Annotated in this window: 16 protein-coding genes, 1 tRNA gene and 1 pseudogene; 10 read left to right on the top strand and 8 right to left on the bottom strand. The window is 39.8% G+C overall.

Annotation, left to right across the window (positions count from 1 at the left end):
* Together ACWQ4X_RS09390 and ACWQ4X_RS09385 are read right to left on the bottom strand one after the other, a co-directional pair.
* A pseudogene (locus ACWQ4X_RS09390) lies at positions 1-264 on the bottom strand (hypothetical protein); the annotation flags it as partial.
* A 204-nt stretch (positions 265-468) separates the two neighbouring features.
* Positions 469-681 (bottom strand): AlpA family phage regulatory protein, encoded by a 213-nt coding sequence (locus tag ACWQ4X_RS09385; protein ID WP_178929009.1) that lies wholly within the window; start codon positions 679-681, stop codon positions 469-471.
* A gap of 110 nt (positions 682-791) precedes the next feature.
* Between ACWQ4X_RS09385 and ACWQ4X_RS09380 the strand changes: the two genes are divergently transcribed.
* Entirely contained in the window at positions 792-2,138 is a 1,347-nt protein-coding gene (locus ACWQ4X_RS09380) for a hypothetical protein (RefSeq protein ID WP_457903443.1), read from the top strand.
* A 195-nt stretch (positions 2,139-2,333) separates the two neighbouring features.
* Here ACWQ4X_RS09380 and ACWQ4X_RS09375 read toward each other — a convergent pair whose 3' ends face one another.
* The gene (locus ACWQ4X_RS09375; RefSeq protein ID WP_178928189.1) at positions 2,334-3,560 is read right to left on the bottom strand and encodes an integrase arm-type DNA-binding domain-containing protein; all 1,227 of its coding nucleotides are present in this window, start codon (positions 3,558-3,560) and stop codon (positions 2,334-2,336) included.
* 165 nt (positions 3,561-3,725) lie between these two features.
* Positions 3,726-3,802, bottom strand: a tRNA-Arg gene (locus ACWQ4X_RS09370).
* A gap of 179 nt (positions 3,803-3,981) precedes the next feature.
* Between ACWQ4X_RS09370 and ACWQ4X_RS09365 the strand changes: the two genes are divergently transcribed.
* The 9 genes from ACWQ4X_RS09365 to ACWQ4X_RS09325 all read left to right on the top strand — a co-directional run bounded on the left by ACWQ4X_RS09365 (position 3,982) and on the right by ACWQ4X_RS09325 (position 12,939).
* Complete coding sequence (locus ACWQ4X_RS09365) at positions 3,982-4,917, top strand: ABC transporter ATP-binding protein (protein ID WP_457903442.1); 936 nt, start codon at positions 3,982-3,984, stop codon at positions 4,915-4,917.
* Complete coding sequence (locus tag ACWQ4X_RS09360; RefSeq protein ID WP_457903441.1) at positions 4,914-5,687, top strand: ABC transporter permease; 774 nt, start codon at positions 4,914-4,916, stop codon at positions 5,685-5,687. The genes ACWQ4X_RS09365 and ACWQ4X_RS09360 overlap by 4 nt, the downstream gene beginning before the upstream one ends.
* Positions 5,687-6,502, top strand: coding sequence for an NADPH-dependent 7-cyano-7-deazaguanine reductase QueF (gene queF, locus ACWQ4X_RS09355; protein WP_457903440.1), 816 nt, complete (start codon positions 5,687-5,689; stop codon positions 6,500-6,502). The genes ACWQ4X_RS09360 and queF overlap by 1 nt, the downstream gene beginning before the upstream one ends.
* Before the next feature lie 28 nt (positions 6,503-6,530).
* A complete protein-coding gene (locus ACWQ4X_RS09350) occupies positions 6,531-7,181 on the top strand; it encodes a hypothetical protein (RefSeq protein ID WP_374531760.1) in 651 nt (216 codons plus the stop codon).
* Positions 7,182-7,317: 136 nt separating this feature from the next.
* The gene (gene rodA / locus ACWQ4X_RS09345) at positions 7,318-8,460 is read left to right on the top strand and encodes a rod shape-determining protein RodA (protein ID WP_457903439.1); all 1,143 of its coding nucleotides are present in this window, start codon (positions 7,318-7,320) and stop codon (positions 8,458-8,460) included.
* A gap of 19 nt (positions 8,461-8,479) precedes the next feature.
* Positions 8,480-9,481 (top strand): lytic murein transglycosylase B, encoded by a 1,002-nt coding sequence (gene mltB, locus ACWQ4X_RS09340; protein WP_457903438.1) that lies wholly within the window; start codon positions 8,480-8,482, stop codon positions 9,479-9,481.
* Between the two features lie 292 nt (positions 9,482-9,773).
* Positions 9,774-10,385, top strand: a complete 612-nt coding sequence (locus tag ACWQ4X_RS09335; RefSeq protein WP_100241042.1) for a septal ring lytic transglycosylase RlpA family protein — start codon at positions 9,774-9,776, stop codon at positions 10,383-10,385.
* A gap of 126 nt (positions 10,386-10,511) precedes the next feature.
* Positions 10,512-12,290 carry an amidohydrolase gene (locus ACWQ4X_RS09330; protein ID WP_457903437.1) on the top strand — a complete coding sequence of 593 codons (1,779 nt, stop codon included), beginning with the start codon at positions 10,512-10,514 and terminating at the stop codon, positions 12,288-12,290.
* 193 nt (positions 12,291-12,483) lie between these two features.
* Complete coding sequence (locus ACWQ4X_RS09325; RefSeq protein ID WP_457903436.1) at positions 12,484-12,939, top strand: Mpo1 family 2-hydroxy fatty acid dioxygenase; 456 nt, start codon at positions 12,484-12,486, stop codon at positions 12,937-12,939.
* A 62-nt stretch (positions 12,940-13,001) separates the two neighbouring features.
* Here ACWQ4X_RS09325 and ACWQ4X_RS09320 read toward each other — a convergent pair whose 3' ends face one another.
* The 4 genes from ACWQ4X_RS09320 to ACWQ4X_RS09305 form a co-directional block, all read right to left on the bottom strand.
* Positions 13,002-13,316: an AzlD domain-containing protein gene (locus ACWQ4X_RS09320; RefSeq protein ID WP_457903435.1), complete on the bottom strand. Its 315-nt coding sequence runs from the start codon at positions 13,314-13,316 to the stop codon at positions 13,002-13,004.
* The gene (locus tag ACWQ4X_RS09315; RefSeq protein ID WP_457903434.1) at positions 13,313-14,026 is read right to left on the bottom strand and encodes an AzlC family ABC transporter permease; all 714 of its coding nucleotides are present in this window, start codon (positions 14,024-14,026) and stop codon (positions 13,313-13,315) included. Before ACWQ4X_RS09315 ends, ACWQ4X_RS09320 begins: the two co-directional genes overlap by 4 nt.
* A gap of 161 nt (positions 14,027-14,187) precedes the next feature.
* Positions 14,188-15,018 carry an AraC family transcriptional regulator gene (locus tag ACWQ4X_RS09310; RefSeq protein WP_457903433.1) on the bottom strand — a complete coding sequence of 277 codons (831 nt, stop codon included), beginning with the start codon at positions 15,016-15,018 and terminating at the stop codon, positions 14,188-14,190.
* A gap of 95 nt (positions 15,019-15,113) precedes the next feature.
* Entirely contained in the window at positions 15,114-15,593 is a 480-nt protein-coding gene (locus ACWQ4X_RS09305) for a DUF3465 domain-containing protein (protein WP_457903432.1), read from the bottom strand.
* Positions 15,594-15,613 lie beyond the last annotated feature (20 nt).

The following is a 15,613-nucleotide window of genomic DNA, read 5'->3' as shown; positions in this document are numbered from 1 at the left end:
ATATGCCTGATGTACTTCACTAAACTCAAGTTGATGATCCAAGACCAATGAACTGGAGTGTTGGCTATCATTCACTTTAAAACATGATTCATACTCACTTTCCAGTAACTGAAAGTGTTGATCAGGATCATGTGTTATTTCTTGCATAGAACGATACAACGTATTGGTTGTAGGATTCTTAGATAAAGTAGGATCTTGTATTGGTGGTATGTATTCAATTTTGTGTGTTTTATTGTCATTCATAACATAGGTTGATTGTGTCATGATAATTTACTCTGCTGTAATAGATCAAACCTAACCAATTGTTAATTATTAATTAAATATATTATTAGATATATAAATAATATAAGTACCACAAATGGTCAGGCATAAAAAACACCGTAATCCCATGAACTCAAAATCAAGGCAATACGGTGTTTAGGGGTTAATAGAATCAGTTCGTGCTGTAAAGATATCGCGCTAATCTGATCAGCTTTTTTTAGAATTGAGCCAATCAATTATGTCCTGCTCAAACCAGCCGATAGCGTTCAAACTTAGCTTTATAGGTCGCGGGAACGACTCATCGTAACGTTTCGATTTTGGATTCATTTTGTCATATAAGGTTGTTCTGCCTATCCCGCATAGCTCACGTACTTGCTTAAGACGAAGGATCTGGTTTGTTTTGGTTTCTGTGGTTTGCATTACTTACTCCGATTTAAAACATGTGTGGATGTCTTCGGATGTAAATATGATCTAGAATCGCCAGAAACATCAGTAAAACAAGATTCCCAATTGTTAAGTAGCGTATTTAAATGAGTAATCCCGTCTTCGATCATGAAATTTACAGAATAGCTCACCCTGTAATGCAAAAATTAGTAAAACAAGCTGTGAAAGCAAGAGAATTTCAAGCAACTTACCCAAATCTGTATAGCGAGTTAATACGTATTAAGGCTGTAATATTGCGACAGCTGATCAATCTGTTAACCGAAAAATATAAAGATAGAACGTCACTAGATGCTATGCAAATCAAGATTGAAGTAGAAACAATTGTCATTGGCAGACAGTTACTCAACCATGTAATGGGATATTGCCAAACGAAAAAATTGTTTGCTGAAGACATTTTCTTGCTAAAACACTTACTTCAACCAAATGAACTAACGTATATATTTGAAGAACTTTATTGGATATTTTGGGAAAACATCAACAGATATGAAGAATTGACACAACTCCCAAATTTTTCTACAGGGCTCAAAGAAATCCTCAACAAAGAGTATTTCTTACCTGATTTGCTTCCATTCTGGAATATTAAATCTCTATTTTTGGACTATCTTAAAATTTTTATTGAATATCATAATTTTAAGAACGATAAAGACATAAAAGGTACAAATATCACTCTGGGACCTACAGATAACGAAGTTTGGGATGTAATTAAGCGGTTACAGATTTATGGCATCCCACTACAGAACTCTACAAGATCATTTATCGAACACTCTCAGATAGATGGCAATTCACCGCCTTCAAAGTTTATAAATCTTCATCTGAGTCTAGAAGAGGATGTTAGCAATCTCCCTGTACTTTTAAGTAAGTTCATACATCAATTTATGGCTGCAAGATTAGATAAACAGCGAAACGGGACAGATACGCAACCTAAAATCGACAACAAAGTTGCTGAAAAAATACATAACTTGAGCATCATTTTAGATGATTGTATAAATTCACTTGAAGTACTCAAAAGAGCTGATGCAATTCTTACTGCGCTAATCAGCCTGATTTACTATGATAAAATTTTTGAAACAAAAATCATCAAAGGCAACATTCAGAAGTTTGAATCAGCGAATTATTCTAAATTTATGCTAAGTGAAATTCACGATCCTGCAAACCAAACTATAGTTGAGAATGCTATCAATCAAGATCGTCGCCATTCAATCAACTATACAGGCGACGACTATTTTTCCGATTTATTCCACAATCTTTATGAATTACTTGAAAGTGACAAAGATATAAAAATCATAAAGCCTAAAAAAGCAACAACATTCATCACTTGCGGTATGAGGGATATACTGTATGAGCATAAATTTAGTAAAGCGAGTCTAAGCAAGGGGCTAGATGCTATGGTAGGCAAATTATCGCCAAAACTTGCTGAGATCTTATCCCTCTAGGGCTGCAGACATCTTAACACTCAGTGGAAACGCCTCAATTCAGCAGGTTGATGATTAAAATGACTTGCTGACTTCTAAAATATATGGAGGGCTTTATTTTTTTACAGGCTACCAATTATTGTGAGCAAAGCTAAGAACAAATAGTAAAAATAGATAAAAACCTAATACAATGTAAGCTAAATATTCGCAGAATATTTACACCTTCAGTGAGTCTAGATAATCTGACCAAGCTTGCATCATCACCTTACGTTCATCGAGATATCGAGTACGGTTATAAGCTCGTCCATGCATATCTCGGACTTGATGTGCCAGCTGCTGCTCTATACGCTCAATTGGAAATTTTAAAACTTCATCAAGTAACGTCCGTGCTGTTGCACGAAAACCATGCCCTGTCGTTTCACCATTTTCAAACCCATACTGTTTAAGGCGCTTATTAATAGTCGAGTCACTAATAACAATTTGTGAATTACGCATTGAAGTAAAGCAGTATTCAGTTTGTCCTGTAATCACATACAGATCTTTAAAAAATGAAAATACTTGATCTGACAAAGGAACAATATGCTCTAGTGCTGTTTGATTTTTTGTTTTAGGTGGTGTGTATTTCCATAATCTATTTTCAAAATCTATATCAGCCCATTTTGCAGCACGTAACTCGCCTGGGCGGACAAAAACATGCGGTAAAATTTTAATAGCATAATCAACTACAATTTCACCACGCCCAAAGTTTTGGTCTATATTTTTCAACAATTGGCCCAACATTTCAGTATCAGTAATAGCTGATCTATGTTGCACCTTTCCTGTTTTTAAAATCCCACTGATCTGATCAGCTACATTAAATTGACACAATCCCAATGCAATCGCATAACGATAAACTTGCGAAGCCTTACTACGCATCCGTTTGGCTGAATCTGTTTTGCCTTGTTTTTCGTATAATCGACAAGCATCTAAAATCTGTATAGCAGTAATATCTGAGATAGGATAATTACCTATCGCCATATATAATTTAGTCCAAACAAATTCATTACGTCGTTGTGTGCTGGGCTCAAGCTCTTCTGTTTTACGATATTCTTCCGCTACCGCCTTAAATGTATTATTCAAAGCAAATTGAGCTTTTTCCTCAACTTTCTGCTTTTCAATAGCTGGATCGATTTCCTGAGCAATTAATTTTCTATATTCAGCTCTTTTTTCACGTGCTTCTGCTAAAGACACCTCTGGATATGTTCCAAAGGAAATGCTGTTACGTTTTTTACTGATTGGCCTTGTATAGTCAAAACGCCAATAAATATATCCCTTTTTATCAATAATAAAAAAAAGTCCATTACCATCGGCTAGCTTAATCAATGATTTATTTTCTTCTTTTCTGTGATTAGTAATCGCAGCTTTAAGCTGTTTATCTGTCAAACTTATAACGAGTTTTGCCATGTTTCACGGTAACTAAATGAGTTAAATTCAAACTTACCGCAACTCTTACCGTTATAGGTTGCGGTAAGTTGTGGAAGTCATGGGACACCATGAAACAAGAATAAGCTTAAATCCCTTTATTTTCAATATATACAGGATATCTTAGGATGGGGTAAAACATAAATTTGGTGCGCTCAGCGGGAATCGAACCCACGACCCCAAGCTTCGGAAACTTGTACTCTATCCAACTGAGCTATGAGCGCGCGTGGCACATCATAGCAAAAAAATAATAAAGTGAAAGCAACTCTTTAGAAATCATTCATTTTTATGCTTAGAGTTTAATCAATGTTCCGAACTTGCAACGCAGTATTCCCGGTAATTTACTTGGTTTATTGTTCAAGATCGCTCACAATAGCCTCACTCTTTATGCTGTGAGAACTTCATGACCGATGCATTACTGATCAGAGATTTGTCCAAAACTTATCGTAATGGCTTTCAAGCCCTTAAGGGAATTAATTTAACCGTACCTGAAGGCGAGTTTTATGCCCTTCTTGGACCCAACGGTGCAGGCAAATCGACGACCATCGGGATTATCAGTTCTTTAACCAAAAAGACCTCAGGGACAGTCGAAATTTTTGGTCATAATCTCGATACTCATCCATCATTGGCTAAACAATGTCTAGGCGTTGTACCGCAAGAATTTAACTTTGGTCAATTTGAAAAAACCTTCGACATTTTAGTGACCCAAGCAGGTTATTACGGTATTCCCCGTAAAATTGCAGAACAACGTGCCGAACATTATTTAGAAAAATTAGGGCTATGGGAAAAACGTAATACTCAAGGTCGTATGCTTTCAGGTGGGATGAAGCGTCGTTTAATGATTGCTCGCGCCATGATGCACGAACCCAAACTGCTGATTCTGGATGAACCTACCGCGGGTGTCGACATTGAGCTGCGTCGTTCAATGTGGGATTTCCTGACTGAAATGAATGAAAATGGTACTTCAATCATTTTGACGACTCACTATTTAGAAGAAGCGGAAATGTTGTGTCGTCGCATTGCGATTATTGACCGCGGTGTCATTAAAGAAGACACCACCATGAAAGCCTTCCTCAATCAATTACATGAAGAATCTTTCATTTTCGACTTGGTCGAACCAATTCAGCCACTGCAACTCGATATTATTGGGGTTCGATTTAATTTAATTGATCCTGTGACCTTAGAAGTGACTATGGATAAAGCCCATACTTTAAACGAGCTCTTCCAATTACTCGAAGCACAAGGCATTCAAGTTCGTAGTATGCGTAATAAATCCAACCGACTTGAAGAACTATTTGTCAAACTTGTGGAGAAAAATTTGGAAGGAGCTACACCATGAATATGACTCAAATGCGTGTTGCTCTTTACACTTTAGTACATAAAGAAGTGCGCCGCTTTATGCGCATCTGGCCACAAACCCTGTTACCACCTGCAATTACCATGAGTCTGTATTTCGTGATTTTTGGTAATTTGGTCGGTTCACGGATTGGCTCAATGGGTGGCTTTAGCTATATGCAATTCATTGTGCCTGGCTTAATCATGATGGCGGTGATTACCAACAGTTATGCCAATGTTTCCTCCAGTTTCTTTAGTGCTAAATTCCAAAAAAGCATTGAAGAGCTGATCATGAGTCCAGTCCCTTTGCATTTGGTACTCTGGGGCTATGTCTTGGGCGGTTTATGCCGTGGCGTACTGGTCGGCATTATTGTAACTGCCATGAGTCTGTTTTTTACTGACTTATATATTACCAACTGGTTTGTGACTATATATACCGTCATTGTGACGTCTTTATTGTTCTCACTCGGTGGCTTTATTAATGCCGTTTATGCCAAGTCATTTGACGATATTTCTATTATTCCAACCTTCGTCCTGACTCCGCTAACCTATTTAGGCGGTGTGTTTTATGCCATCAGTGCACTTAGCCCATTTTGGCAAAACCTGTCTTTAGTTAACCCAATTGTGTATATGGTGAATGCCTTCCGTTTCGGAATTTTGGGTCATAGTGATGTGAATGTTTCGATTTCGCTCACCGTGATTACTTTATGTTGTGCTGTCCTTTATGGTATAGCGTATTATTTACTTTCTCGTGGCTCAGGAATGCGTGAATAATGAGTGTAGAACATTCTTTACTTGGTAAAGACACCCAATATCCATCAACATATCAACCAGACATCCTTTTCCCTATTGAGCGTGCGCAAGCGCGTTCAAGCTATGCCCATATCGAAGGCATTCAACAAGGTCAAGATTGGTGGCATGTGTTTGAAATTTCTTGGCTCAATGCGCAAGGTATTCCGCAAGTTGCGATTGGTCGGTTAACGCTGCCTGCAACATCGCCCAATTTGATTGAGTCCAAATCACTCAAGCTGTACTTTAATAGTCTGAACTTTACCCAGTTTGAATCCGAATCTGCATTTATTGCAACCGTAGAAAAAGATTTGTCGGCTGCCGCTGGTGCAATGGTCACGATTCAATTGTTCCAAGTCGATGCACTGGAGATTCATCAGCCTGAAGGCATCTGTATTGATGACTTCGTCCCTGAACGTCTGGAAAATCATCCAGACGCTTCACTACTTGGCTTTGACAGTGAAAATAGCGAACAAGTTGAGATTCAACTCTATTCACATCTGCTCCGCAGTAATTGTCCTGTCACGGGTCAACCTGATTGGGGTACGGTATTTATCCGCTATCAGGGTAAAAAGCCTTGTTATCGTTCACTTTTAGCCTATATTATCTCCTACCGTCAGCATAATGGCTTTCATGAGCAATGTGTGGAACAGATGTATGCCGATATCTGGCAAAATCTGCAACCTGAAAAGCTGATGGTTTATGCAGCGTATACTCGTCGAGGTGGTTTAGATATCAACCCTTGCCGTGTATCGGATTTAACATGGATGCCTCGCCCCATTCGTTTGGCGCGACAATAAAATAAATAATATTGAGGTTAAATAGCAAATGCCTTTTTTTGGTTTCGTCCCTTCTGAAACACTATTAAATAGTATTCAAACTGGTCAGCAAAAGAAAAACTCGAGTGAAGCACTCTACCCTTTACGTGATCAAACTGCGTTATTGATCAATGATGAAATTATTGATGCCATTTTAACGGAATTGGTGCGTCGTTTCCCGCCGAGCGATAAGCGCGACACTGCCGAAAAACTGGCAGGATATGTCAAATCAACTGTTGCCGTGTTGTTAAAACAACTTTTAAGCAAAGCCTCAAATGATGTGGTCAAACAATCGATCGAGTTTTCTGAAAAAAGCTTGTTTAAAGATGCACAAGGTCAATATCGCGTGGGTGAAAGTCTAGATGCGAGCTTGGTCACCAATTTAAAGACCGCGTTTGCTGACATTCGTGCAGGTGGCGACACCAATAAAGCCGTTTTGGTCGAATTGTACAAACAGTTCGCAGAAGCGACTGTACGCCATTTTATGAATGATTTTAACAAAACCCTCGATTTGGGCATGATTAAGCGTAAAGCAGCGGATATCGGCTCTGCGGCAGTCATTAAAGCGGTGCATATTGCGATTGATAAAATCTTCCCGCATTTGACCAAAGATGAACTCACCATTTTGGCAGAGTATCACGATACGCTGTTCCATCATTGATAGAAAATTGAACTATCGGAAACCTAGCTTTTGCTAGGTTTTTTTATTGCTAAATATTGATATACAGCATCTATACACAGGTATATGGTAGCAGGCGCAAAATACTGCCTAAGACTTTATTCTACCAATATCTTCCATGACTACTCCTCCACAGTCCAAATTCTTACGCCAAGCCCCACGTGACGGTTTGAGTACAGCTTCATTGCCATCAAAGTGGCACAAATTACATCTCGATCCTTGGTTATGCCTCTATTTATTGTTAACTGCAATATTAGGTTCAACCGTGCTGTATAGCGCATCAGAGCAAGATTGGAGTTTGGTCTCCAAACAGGCCATGAGTTTTACCATTGGTTTTTTTACCATGTTAGGTTTGGCACAAGTTCCGCCGAAGGTATATCAATCTTTCGCACCTTTTCTATATATAGTGGCACTGTTCTCCCTGATCGGGGTCAAACTGTTTGGGGAAGTGCGTTTAGGTGCGCAGCGCTGGATTGATATTCCGGGACTCGGCAGTGTGCAGCCCAGTGAATTTATGAAAATTGCCATGCCATTAATGATTGCGTGGTTTTTAGCAAGACGTCCCCTGCCCCCAAAAATCAGCCAGATTGGCATATGTCTGATCTTTATTGGCATCCCCTTTATTTTAATTGCGGAACAGCCCGATCTTGGTACGTCATTACTGGTATTCTCAAGCGGGATCTTTGTTTTATTCTTAAGTGGCTTGTCTTGGCGTTTAATTGCAGCTGCAATCGGACTTACGGCACTCATCATTCCAATTGCATGGCAATTTTTACTGCATGATTATCAACGGCAACGCGTTTTTACCCTAATCCATCCCGAAGCCGATGCATTGGGGACAGGCTGGAATATTATTCAATCCGAAACCGCGATTGGTTCTGGTGGTATTTCAGGCAAAGGTTATCTTTTAGGAACCCAATCTCACCTACATTTTTTACCAGAAGGTCATACTGACTTTATTATTGCTGCATTTTCTGAGGAATTCGGGCTAATTGGTATTATCATATTGATTGTGTTGTACTTTGCGATCATTAGCCGAACATTTCAAATTGGGTTAAACAGTTTTCATAATTTTGGGCGTTTAGTGGCCAGCAGCTTTGCTTTGTCATTTTTTGTATATGTCTTTGTCAATGCAGGCATGGTCAGTGGTATTTTACCTGTAGTGGGTGTGCCTTTACCTTTTATGAGTTATGGCGGTACTGCAATTATTACTTTAATGGCCACTTTTGGCGTTGTGATGTCCATTCATACACATCGATAATTTTTAGGATTTAACCTATATGACACATTTGTCTATTTATAAAAAACTGAAGCGTTTATCTTTACTTATTGGTACATTTTCAGTGACCAGCTTTTGCCAGGCCAACGATTTTGCAACAGACCCTCAATATTCCAGTTTTAAACAAAAAACCATGCAGAGCTATGGTTTAACAGCTGAACAAGTGGACTGGGCAATGAATGGTTCACGTAATCTTCCAAACATTATCAATATTATGAACCGACCTGGTGAAAGTAAGCCATGGTATGACTATAAAACCAATTTCATGTCGGAAAGCACCATTCAACGTGGCGTGCGCTTTAAAAGCCAATATGCAGACACCTTAAATCGCGCAGAGCAACAATTTGGTGTTCCGCAATCGGTGATTCTGGGCATTTTAGGCGTAGAAACAGGTTTTGGTGCCAATAAAGGCAATTTCATTACCCGAGATGCTTTGGCAACGCTCGCATTTCGCTATGAACGCCGCGCAGCTTATTTCCAAGATGAACTGTCTGCTTTAATTGCTTGGACCTATAAAGATGGCATTCCAGCTAATTCTGTCGTCGGTTCTTATGCAGGTGCTATTGGCTATCCCCAATTCATGCCTAGCAACATTCCCAAATATGGTGTGGACTATGATGGCAATGGACATATTGACTTGAGAAATTCAGCTGTGGATGCCATTGGATCAATCGCAAATTATCTAGCTCAACATGGCTGGCAACGTAATCAACCGATTGGTTTTGCTGCGCGTTACACAGGTTCAACTCCTGAAACCGCGATTGCTAAAAATCTAGAGCAACCAACACCGTATGGTGTGCTGAAACCACGCGGCATTTCACCGATTAATCCTGTGGTGCATATTGATGATTTAGATCTGGTTAATGTCATCCAACTTGAAGAAAATTATGGCCCAAGTTACTACATTACCTACCCAAATTTCCAAGTGATTACGACCTATAACAAGAGCCGAATGTATGCCACCGCCGTGTGGCAATTGGGCACTGAAATTGCCAGTCGTTAACCAATAAATTAAACAAAACCACAAAAGTCAATCTTTTTTTAAAGCTTAAAGTACATATTTTAAGCTTTTTTTATACAATGTTACAATATTGTATATTTTTTAACCTTAAAACAATTTAATTACCTACTTTTTGTAACTATTTCGGTATAAAGACTAGACACTTTATTGGTGGCATGAATATTATCCATCTCGTCAAATGTAGTTGCACAAGTGGATAAATTGACTTGTTTGCTTGTATTTCAAGGTTTTATTCCTGAATTACTGCTCTGCAAATCGGTCTTTAGGAGATTTTATGCATTCTTCAATGAAATATATTTTAGCTATCGCGACCACGTTCGCCCTGAGTCAGTCTCAGGCAGAATTGGTCCAGTCATCGTCGTTAAACAATGACAATGACAACTCACGTTTAGCAGCGCGTGTGTTAAACAAAGATGCTCAGAGTTTTAACTCTCACTTTTCAAATTTAAATAGCCTTTCAATTACTGAGAGTTCTGGAGATAAAATCCGTCGCGAAACAATCGCAGCGAAAATTGAGATCCCAGCAGACGAGCCTTCAGTCATTGACAAGTTAAATGATGTTGCGTCAAACACAGTTCGTCAATTCAGCCAAACAGGTGTTGCTTCATGGTACGGACGCCAGTTCCATGGTCGTAAAACTGCCAATGGTGAAACATTCGATATGAATGCGCTCACTGCAGCACACCGCAGCCTACCATTGAACTGCTACATTCGTGTAACCAACAAGAACAACGGCAAAAGCGTTGTAGTAAAAGTGAATGACCGTGGTCCATTCCATGGCAACCGTGTACTCGATCTTTCTTATGGTGCAGCGAAACAGCTTGGCATCACCAATGCAGGGACAGCAAAAGTAAGTATTGAACGCGTTGCAGGTCCCAACTCTTAATTTCACTGCTGCAAAACATTTGACATAAAAGCCACTAAAAGTGGCTTTTTTTATTTTCTCGTTTATTTAATATGTTATTTTAAAAAAAAGACAAGAAATCGACGACCTCAGGGGGAAAACGATCCAATGACCAAATCAATCCAATGTCTTAATACTTCACATTTAAAAGTTTTAGCTCTGATGAGCACGGTTTTATTGTCTGCATGCAGCTATTCAATTTCCAAACACATCCATCGCGGTGAAAAATCAGATCCCAAACAGGATGCAACTTTTATTCTGCATGGGGGGCCCATTCTCACCATGCAAGGTGACACCCCCACTTATGTGGAAGCCATGTTGGTTGAAAATGGCATGATTAAATTTACAGGGTCTTTTGATGAAGCCAAACGCCTGAATCAGCGTGCACAACGTTTTAATCTAAAGAACAATACGGTGATCCCTGGGCTGATTGATGCACATAGTCATGCGAACAGTGTTGGGCTACAACAAACTGTAGCAAATTTATATTCTCCTCCAGATGGTAAAGTGACGGATATCCCTTCTCTCATTCAAACCATGCAGGAATGGAAAAACAAGAATCCTGAATTTATTCAACAATCCTCAGGATGGATTATTGGTAATGGCTATGATGATGCACAACTTGCAGAACAGCGTCATCCTACAGCGACCGAACTGGATGCAATTTCCACAGAGCAACCTGTCATTATTTTGCATCAGTCAGGACATTTAGCCACAGTCAACCACAAAGCGCTTGAACTGCTTAAAATTGATGCTAAAACACCAAATCCTGTTGGTGGCGTCATCCGTCGCAAAGCAAACTCGAAAGAACCAAATGGTGTACTGGAAGAAAGTATCGTGTTTCACGCCATGATCCAGATTTTCCAGCATATGCCGCCTGAGGTAATGGAGAAAATGGCACTGACGGCTGTGCAAACTTATGTGAAAAATGGCTATACCACTATTCAAGAAGGTCGTGCGGATGCGGGTACTTCAGAGTTATGGCGTAATATCGCGCAAAAAGGCAAATTACCTGTAGATTTGGTGGTCTACCCAGATATCAGTACAGAAAAATACTACATGCTGCAACATGGTACTTCGCGTGACTATAAACACCACTATCGCATTGGTGGGGTTAAAATCAGCCTGGATGGATCGCCTCAGGGCAAAACGGCTTGGCTGACTAAACCGTATTTGGTTCCGCCTGAAGGTCAGAAAAAATCTTATCGGGGTTATGCCGCATTCCCACAACAAAGTACGGTTCAAAATCTGATTGATTTAGCTTTCCAAAATAATTGGCAAATTCTGGCGCATGCCAATGGCGATGCTGCAATTGACCAGTATTTAACGACCATTGAGAATGCCACCGCCAAATTCCCCGCCCAAGATCGACGTAATGTGATTATTCATGCGCAAACCATGCGCGAAGATCAACTTGATAAAGCCAAAGAACTAAAACTGATTCCATCATTCTTTTCGCTACACACCTACTACTGGGGGGATTGGCATATTCATCAAACTTTGGGACTACAACGTGCCCAGAATATTTCACCAACAGGTTTAGCGCTGCGTAAAGGTATTTTATTTACCGAGCATCATGATGCCCCTGTTATTCCACCAAATAGCATGATGACCTTAGATACGACGGTCAATCGAGTCACACGTAGTGGCGTCGTGTTGGGTGCCGATCAGCGAGTCAGTCCTTATCTCGCACTCAAGAGCATGACCAGCTGGGCTGCCTATCAATATTTTGAAGAAGACAGTAAAGGAACCCTGAGTGCTGGGAAATTGGCTGACTTTGTCATTCTTGATCAAAACCCAATGACCGTACCCAGCAATCAAATCAAAAATATTAAAGTGCTCGCCACTTTTAAAGAAGGAAAAGAAGTCTTTCATGCTGCCAACTAAGCCAGCATAAATCACTTAAATGTTCACAGCAGTTTCAAGGTCTCTTTGAATTGCTGTGAACCCTATCTGCCCAGCCAAATATCCATCCTAAGATCCAAACTGTAATTTTGACCTCACTGCAATTCTGTTTTATATTTTCAGTGAGATGAAGGAAATAAAAACGACAACAAATCACACTTCGCAGGAGCGACTTATGAAAACCGTGACAGAATGGTTCGATGAATATAGCGAAAGCCACCAAAATAAAACCAACAAACTCATTCACTGGTTTTGCGTACCCACGATTCTATTTTCAATTATTGGCATCTTGGCGCATTTTAGCGCTTTACTCACCGCACTGATTGTGATCTTAACCCTGCTCTTTTATAGCCGTTTGGATATTGTTTTGGCCGTTGCAATGGCTGCACTCATTGTCGTGATGGCATGGCTGATTTACATATTACCTGTCGGCGTTGGTTTTTATATTGCTCTGTTTGTTTTTGCATGGATTGGACAATTTTATGGGCATAAAATTGAAGGAAAGAAACCTTCTTTCTTTAAAGACTTCCAATTCCTCCTGATTGGCCCAATTTGGTGTATGGATGCATATCTAAGCAAACTGGTACCTAAATTCAAAACCCACGCTAGAGCACAAATGAACGCAATTTAGCACTCATGTCCAATTTTCACTGTGGAAGAGCCCTTTCTTTAGCTTTTCCACAGTGAATTGATTCAAAAGATCAGCATCTCTAATGCATAAAAAAACAGCAAACTTAAAGCCAAACTCAATAAAACCCGACGCAGAAATAAGGACACCAGTACGCAAAAAATCGTCGCATAAAAATAGCTATTGCTAGCTAAGGATCGCCACTCACCTGCATCATAAAAAATAATCGGAATACAAATGGCGGTGAGCAAACAAGGTGCCGAATACTTCAACATACGCTCAAAAAAAACGGGAAACCGAATGGCAACTTTAGGCTCTAAAAACACATAGCGATTAAAAAATACAATCCCAGCCAACAAGAGAATAAATGCCCAACTCATGCCTTTCTCTCCCAGCGTTCCATATAGACTGCCACTCCCATTCCCAGCATGCCTGAAATTAAGATGGCAGCCTCAATATGTAAGGCGGTGAGGCAAAGGGAACTGATGATTGTCGTGAGCACCCCCAGCAAACTGATCCAATTTTTAATAAAAGACACAATAATCGCCACCAGCACCGCAACAATTGAAAAATCCAGATGTAGACTGGATAAATTGGGGATGGTCGATGCCAAATAGATTCCCAACACGCTAAACAGCCCCCATGCCAAATAGAAACTTAGCCCTGCACCCAAGAGATAATATGGTCGACGCTGTGATTTTTGCATGGCAACCGCAAACAACTCATCGGTTAATAAAAAACCCAAAGGAATACGGTAATAACTCGCCAAAACAGAAATATCCTTACGCAGCGTAAGTGCATAAATAAAATGCTGACTGGTCAAGAAAAAAACCGTAATTGCAATGGTGATTGCTGTGGCATCGGCTGACCACATTCCCAAACTGACCAGCTGCGCTGCACCAGCAAATACTACTGCCGACATCGCGACCGCTTGAGGGATTGTTAGTCCCGCATCAATTGCCACTGAACCCGCCAAAATACCCCATGGTAGGACTGCAATTGATAACGGTAAAATATCTAAAGCCCCTTGTATAAAATCTTGGGATTTTTGATTCGTTGTAGTATTCAGTTGCTGTTGAGAGAGATCCATAAATTACACATCTTCAAGAACACCCAAATAAAATAAGGGTTCTCTCACTGAATTTTCTTGTACGAAATTGCTGATTGCTTTCGTTTTTATATTTAAAAAAATAATAAAAGGATAGAGATAAAGAATTCGAATCTTAGATTTCAAATACACCCACTTTTGAATTAACGCAGACTGGTTACATACTGCAAAGGTGTTACCCCCATAGCTTTTTTAAAATGCCGATTGAAATGACTCTGATCTGAAAAACCACATAAGTCAGCCACCAAGGCAATGTTTTCACCCCGTTTTAAAAGCTGTTTGGCACGATGCAAACGAAACTGAATTAACCACGCATGCGGCGGTAAGCCTGTATATTTTTTAAATTGACGTAAAAAATGCCAAGGACTTAAACCCGCAGTTTCTGCAAGTTCATTCAATGAGAAATCTTTTTCAGGCGTACTTGCCAATAATTCCTTGATCATCAAGATTCGATTTTGCGCTTCAGGTAAAGGCAACTCACCCACTTTAATACGGCTATGATGCGACATCAAATATGCCAAAGTTGAAAGATATAAGGTTTGCTTAAACAATTGATTATCTTTATTTTCTAATAAATCAAATAATAAGCTTAGTTGTTGTGCCAGACCTTCATCATGAATGACAGCATTCGGAAACCACGGCATTGTGCCTGAGGAGTGAAAAAAGTCCTGACTGACATCCTTCAGCATTTCAGGGGTTGGATAAATCGCACGATAACGCCATCCTGTCGCTACCGCAGAGGAGCCCGTATGCACTTCGTCCGCATTGACCAAAATAATGTCACCTTTCGGCGCAACATGCAGCGCACCTGTCCGATAAAAAGACTGTGCCCCTTCTTCAATCACCCCAATGCAATAACCCTCATGAACATGTTTGGAAAATTGCTTTTGTACATATGAAGCATTCAGCAACTCTAAGCCACCCAATTCTTGTACATGCTTAAATTTCACAAATTCATGCTGCGTTTCATTCATACAATTGTTCATGCATACCCACTAAGTGCTGACCAATTGCAACATAACATGATTATTTTGGCTGTATAGAACAAAATTGCTGTCTACAATTTTCACTATTGGTAGGTTTTTCCCTGATATTTTAACCAGCCAGCAATATGACGTTGCTGCGGATCATGATGCGTCCAGTGAATCACCCCACCTTTAGGGTTGTATTCATATTCCCCATAAAATTCAACCACATCCCCTTTCTTTAAATTTTCAATTCGCGGTGCTAAATCAATATTATGTGCCACCAACACAGTTAAACCATTGCTAAGCTCAAGAATAAATTTTTGATGCCGTGAACCGTCATTGTCATCCGCTAAAACTACATTGACTCGACCACTGGCCTGTACTTGAACATTGCTTTGCTGCTGTTGAAATGCCTGTTGGATTTTTCCACTATCATCAGTTGTTGATTGTGTTTCTGACTGAACCACTGCTGATTGTGTATTATTCAGCTGCGGGTTTTCTTTTTGTTCTCGATCAAAGCCTAAATACGCGCCAATCAGCACCAGAACGACGATACCGATTCTTAAATTTGTTTTATTCATGTCTTGTTATCCTTTTTATT

The organism is Acinetobacter sp. NigerLNRRAM0016, from assembly GCF_054112845.1.
Note: the sequence above shows the minus strand (reverse complement) of the source record. Positions and strands in the feature narration are given on the sequence as shown.

Coding starts and splice junctions, on each gene's coding strand:
- ACWQ4X_RS09385 (WP_178929009.1), bottom strand. CDS start 681: ATGCAAACCACAGAAACCAAAACAAACCAGATCCTTCGTCTTAAGCAA.
- ACWQ4X_RS09380 (WP_457903443.1), top strand. CDS start 792: ATGAGTAATCCCGTCTTCGATCATGAAATTTACAGAATAGCTCACCCT.
- ACWQ4X_RS09375 (WP_178928189.1), bottom strand. CDS start 3,560: ATGGCAAAACTCGTTATAAGTTTGACAGATAAACAGCTTAAAGCTGCG.
- ACWQ4X_RS09365 (WP_457903442.1), top strand. CDS start 3,982: ATGACCGATGCATTACTGATCAGAGATTTGTCCAAAACTTATCGTAAT.
- ACWQ4X_RS09360 (WP_457903441.1), top strand. CDS start 4,914: ATGAATATGACTCAAATGCGTGTTGCTCTTTACACTTTAGTACATAAA.
- queF (WP_457903440.1), top strand. CDS start 5,687: ATGAGTGTAGAACATTCTTTACTTGGTAAAGACACCCAATATCCATCA.
- ACWQ4X_RS09350 (WP_374531760.1), top strand. CDS start 6,531: ATGCCTTTTTTTGGTTTCGTCCCTTCTGAAACACTATTAAATAGTATT.
- rodA (WP_457903439.1), top strand. CDS start 7,318: ATGACTACTCCTCCACAGTCCAAATTCTTACGCCAAGCCCCACGTGAC.
- mltB (WP_457903438.1), top strand. CDS start 8,480: ATGACACATTTGTCTATTTATAAAAAACTGAAGCGTTTATCTTTACTT.
- ACWQ4X_RS09335 (WP_100241042.1), top strand. CDS start 9,774: ATGCATTCTTCAATGAAATATATTTTAGCTATCGCGACCACGTTCGCC.
- ACWQ4X_RS09330 (WP_457903437.1), top strand. CDS start 10,512: ATGACCAAATCAATCCAATGTCTTAATACTTCACATTTAAAAGTTTTA.
- ACWQ4X_RS09325 (WP_457903436.1), top strand. CDS start 12,484: ATGAAAACCGTGACAGAATGGTTCGATGAATATAGCGAAAGCCACCAA.
- ACWQ4X_RS09320 (WP_457903435.1), bottom strand. CDS start 13,316: ATGAGTTGGGCATTTATTCTCTTGTTGGCTGGGATTGTATTTTTTAAT.
- ACWQ4X_RS09315 (WP_457903434.1), bottom strand. CDS start 14,026: ATGGATCTCTCTCAACAGCAACTGAATACTACAACGAATCAAAAATCC.
- ACWQ4X_RS09310 (WP_457903433.1), bottom strand. CDS start 15,018: ATGAATGAAACGCAGCATGAATTTGTGAAATTTAAGCATGTACAAGAA.
- ACWQ4X_RS09305 (WP_457903432.1), bottom strand. CDS start 15,593: ATGAATAAAACAAATTTAAGAATCGGTATCGTCGTTCTGGTGCTGATT.